Source organism: Mesorhizobium sp. M4B.F.Ca.ET.017.02.2.1 (genome assembly GCF_003998955.1).
Lineage (GTDB): Bacteria > Pseudomonadota > Alphaproteobacteria > Rhizobiales > Rhizobiaceae > Mesorhizobium > Mesorhizobium abyssinicae.
In genome coordinates this window covers 1-3,972 of record NZ_RZOF01000459.1, presented here as the reverse complement: position 1 = coordinate 3,972, position 3,972 = coordinate 1, and the positions used below count along the sequence as shown (strand labels likewise).

Genomic DNA, 3,972 nt, shown 5'->3' with positions numbered 1-3,972 from the left:
CTTCCAGCCGGTGCGAGATGTAGAGGATCGACTTGCCTTCTGAGCGCAGCCTTTCCAGCGTCTCGAACAGCTTGTCGGCTTCCTGCGGCGTCAGCACCGATGTCGGCTCGTCGAGGATGATGAGCTGCGGCGTCTGCAGCAGGCAGCGGATGATCTCGATGCGCTGGCGTTCGCCGACGGAGAGGTCACCGACCAGCGATTCCGGATCGAGCGGCAGGCCGTAGCTGTAGGAGAGCGCCCGCGCCTTGGCGGCGATGCTGCTGATGGGCGAGCCGTCGTCCAGCGACAGCGCGATGTTCTCGGCCGCCGTCAGCGCCTCGAACAGCGAGAAATGCTGGAACACCATGCCGATGCCGAGCTTCTTGGCGGCGCCGGGACTGGCGATCCGGACGGGCTGGCCGTCCCAGAATATCTCGCCGGAATTCGGCTCCAGCGATCCGAACAGCATCTTGACCAGCGTCGACTTGCCGGCGCCGTTCTCGCCGAGCAACGCGTGGATCTCGCCCTTCGCGATGTTGAGGTCGACATGGTTGCACGCCGTCAGCGTGCCGAAAATCTTGGTCAGCCCGCGAACTTCAAGCAGATTCGCGCTGTCGTGATTTGCACTCACAGTGCCTCCCATCTGGTTTGCCAGATATGTTCTGTGTTCCCGCAAGCATGGTATGCGCGGCCGGCTCCCGTCGGAAAGCGGCACGCGACTTGAAAGAGCTTCAAGAATTTCAGCGGAAACTCAAGCGGTAAAAAAGTACTCCGCAAGGCCACGAAAATCGGGAGCTGTCTTTTCTGGCGACCAATGCTTACGGCGGCGGCAAACCGCCGAAAACGACGACATCAGGGGATGAGGACGGTCGTGCCCGTCGTACGCCTTCCTTCGAGATCAGAATGCGCCCGGCCGGCGTCCTTGAGCGCGTACCGCTGGTTGATCTTGATCTCTACGGCACCGCTCAGCACGACGTCGAACAGGGCTTCGGCCGACGCCACGAGATCCTCGCGCCTGGCGTTGTAGACGAACAGCGTCGGCCTGGTGGCGAACAGCGAGCCCTTCTGCGCCAGCAGCGACATCGAGAAGGGCGGGATCGGCCCGGAGGACTGGCCGAAGCTGACGAAGGTGCCGAGCGGCCTCAGGCAGTCGAGCGAGGCGGGAAACGTATCGTTGCCGACGGAATCGTAGACGACATCGCATTTCCTGCCGCCGGTGATGGCGGCGACGCCGGCGACGAAATCCTGCTCCTTGTAGTTGATGACATGGTCGAAGCCATGCGCCCTGGCGAGCTCGATCTTGTCGGCGGAACTCGCCGTGCCGATGACGGTGGCGCCGAGATGCTTGGCCCACTGTCCGAGGATCAGGCCGACGCCGCCGGCCGCCGCATGGAACAGGACGGTGTCGCCCGCCTTCACCTTGAAGGTGCGGCGCAGGAGGTACTCCGCGGTCATGCCCTTCAGCATCATCGCCGCCGCCTGCTCGTCGCTGATGCCGTCGGGCACCTTCACCACGCGGTCCGCGGCAATGACCCGCTGCTCGGCGTAAGCGCCGACATTGACGGCGTAGGCGACGCGGTCGCCGGGCTTCAGCCAATCGACGTCGGCACCGATTTTGAGCACCACGCCGGCCGCCTCGCCGCCGGGGATCAGTGGAAAGCCGCCGGGCGGCGGATAGAGGCCCGAGCGATGGTAGACATCGATGAAGTTGAGGCCGATCGCGGTGTGCCTGATCAGGATCTGCCCGGCGCCTGGCTGGCCCGGATCGGCGTCCTCATAGATCAGTACTTCCGGGCCGCCATGGGCGTGGATGCGGATCGCTTTGGGCATTGGGCAGTCTCTCTTGGGATCGGGCCGTCCTGGGAACCGGCCTTCGCGGGGATCAGTCTTTCCGGGCGCCGGGCTTGGCGCCGAGCCTTGGAAAGAACTGCATGATACCGCCGATGCAGGCGAGGTAAAGTCCGGTGACCGTGATGCCGACCTTGGTGAAGACGCTCACCTGTTCGCCCAGCACGCCGATCTGGTCGTAGAAGGCGGCGAGCGCTGCCTGCGCCAGGGCCAGCGCGCCGAAGGCGCACCACAAAAGCGTTATGCCGAGATTGATCGGCCTCAGCCGCACCACGCGAACCGGGTGGATGAAGTTGATCGGCACGAAGGTGAGGATGCCGGCGACCACCACCACGGCGAAGGAAACCCACTGCCCCGGCTCAATGACGAAGAGCGTGAACACCACCATGTTCCAGACGACCGGGAATCCCTTGAAGAAGTTCTCCTTCGTCTTCATGCCGGTGTCGGCATAGTAGATAGCGCTCGACACCACGATGATGGCCGCCGACAGGAAGGACAGTTTCTCGCCCATGAAGCCGCGCTGATAGAGCGCGAAGGCCGGAATGAGCACGTAGGTCACGTAGTCGATGATGTTGTCGAGGAGCTCGCCCGACCATGTCGGCAGGATCTCCTTGACCTCGAGCTTCCTGGCGATCGGTCCGTCGATGCCGTCGACGAACAGCGCCAGGCCCAGCCACCAGAACATCGCCGTCCAGCGCTGCTCGCTCGCCGCGACCAGCGACAGGAAGGCCAGGAACGAGCCCGATGCCGTCAGCAGGTGCACCGAAAAGGCGCGCGCCTGCGGCCACGTCACCTTCTTCTTCGGTCGCGGAATCCGATCGGCGATTTTCTTGGCGGCTTTCCTGGCCGTAGTGTTCTTGCTCACGGGCCCCGCCAGTCCAGTTTGCAGATCTCGGCCGAACGGCCGGCAAAGTTCCAGTTGCGGCCGAAGGCGCGCATCTTGCTCTTGTCGGACTTCGCCACGATGATTTCCGGCGCGATCCAGTACTCGGAGTTGCTGATCACCGTATCCTTCTCGCGGTCCTTGCCGGGAACCGGTGTCACCGCCCCGTCGATGATCTTTGGTATCTGGAAGATACGCGTCTTGTCACGCGTCTCATAGGTGATCGGCACCTGTTCGACGCCGAGGAATTTCCCAACCAGGATGGAGAGCAGCGCGGTTGTGCCGCCGGCCTTGCCGGTAAAGATCTTGGTCAGCGCCTTGACCGCGTAGACGGAGGCGCGCTTGTCGATGAACAGGCCGGCGGTCCAGTTGCCTCGGCTCATATATCCGGGGATTTCCATCACCAGGCCTAGATTGAGCCCGGAGAGGTCGACGTCACCGAAATGGCCGGCGTCGATGCGGAAACCGGCCCAGGTCTGGCAATAACCCTCGGTCGGCGGATGGCTGCCGAGCGACAGCACGCAGGGGCAAAAAACCGTGCAATTGCAGGAGAGGACGAGCTCTCCCTTCATTGCCCAGCCCTGATCCGTCATCGACTTCTCCCCCTCAGGCCGAAACTAATAGCAGGGCGGCGCCCCAGACAAGCAGTATCGCACCGGCGACCCGGCTTGCCACCCTGCCCTGGGTCTGTTTTTCGATCAGGGTGAACAGGCCGATCAACGCCATCCAGAAGATGTTCATTGCGCCGACGGCGAACATCACCAGCATCAGCGCCCAGCAGCAGCCGAGGCACCACAGGCCCTGTTCCAGGCCGAGCCGGAAGATGCGTTGGGGTTTCGCGCTCCAGTTTGCGAACAGGATCGAGAACGGGTTCCGGCATTTCGTCAGGCAGGCTTCCTTCCAGCCGCTGAACTGGTAGAGGCCTGCGACCAGCAAGGCCAGCGCTCCGGCAATGCCCACGACCGGATCCAGCAATTGCCCCGCCGGAGCAAAAGCATGGACGCCGAGGGTCAGCCCCGCGAACAGCGCCGAAGCGATGAGCCATGTGCAAAGATAGCCGGCCACCAGAACCAGCGGGTGGACGACCGGCTCGCCCTTGATGCGGGCGGTATCGGCGATCTCGCAATAGGTGCGGATCATTGGTGCTGCGGAAGGCAGCATCGCCGCCACGGCCATCAGGAACCACATCAGGACAAGCGCCGGCGCCTGGGCGCTGATTGCATCGGCAAGCGGCGCCGGTGTCAGGCAGAGAGCGAAAAACT

General features: G+C 63.5%; 5 protein-coding genes. All 5 read right to left on the bottom strand.

Going from position 1 to position 3,972, the window contains the following annotated elements:
- A partial coding sequence (locus EN738_RS31875) for an ATP-binding cassette domain-containing protein (protein WP_189606084.1) occupies window positions 1–622 on the bottom strand: 622 nt, incomplete at its 3' end.
- A gap of 209 nt (window positions 623–831) precedes the next feature.
- Complete coding sequence (locus EN738_RS31870) at window positions 832–1,809, bottom strand: quinone oxidoreductase (protein ID WP_127287056.1); 978 nt, start codon at window positions 1,807–1,809, stop codon at window positions 832–834.
- Window positions 1,810–1,861: 52 nt separating this feature from the next.
- Entirely contained in the window at window positions 1,862–2,692 is an 831-nt protein-coding gene (pcsA, locus tag EN738_RS31865) for a phosphatidylcholine synthase (RefSeq protein ID WP_127287055.1), read from the bottom strand.
- Entirely contained in the window at window positions 2,689–3,303 is a 615-nt protein-coding gene (locus EN738_RS31860) for a DUF1326 domain-containing protein (protein WP_127287054.1), read from the bottom strand. The genes pcsA and EN738_RS31860 overlap by 4 nt, the downstream gene beginning before the upstream one ends.
- 13 nt (window positions 3,304–3,316) lie before the next feature.
- The coding region (locus tag EN738_RS31855; RefSeq protein WP_127287053.1) for a DUF2182 domain-containing protein at window positions 3,317–3,972 on the bottom strand (656 nt) is incomplete at its 5' end.

What these genes read in the sequence shown, in the direction of transcription:
- EN738_RS31860 (WP_127287054.1), bottom strand. Translation starts at nt 3,303, where the DNA reads ATGACGGATCAGGGCTGGGCAATGAAGGGAGAGCTCGTCCTCTCCTGC.
- EN738_RS31870 (WP_127287056.1), bottom strand. Translation starts at nt 1,809, where the DNA reads ATGCCCAAAGCGATCCGCATCCACGCCCATGGCGGCCCGGAAGTACTG.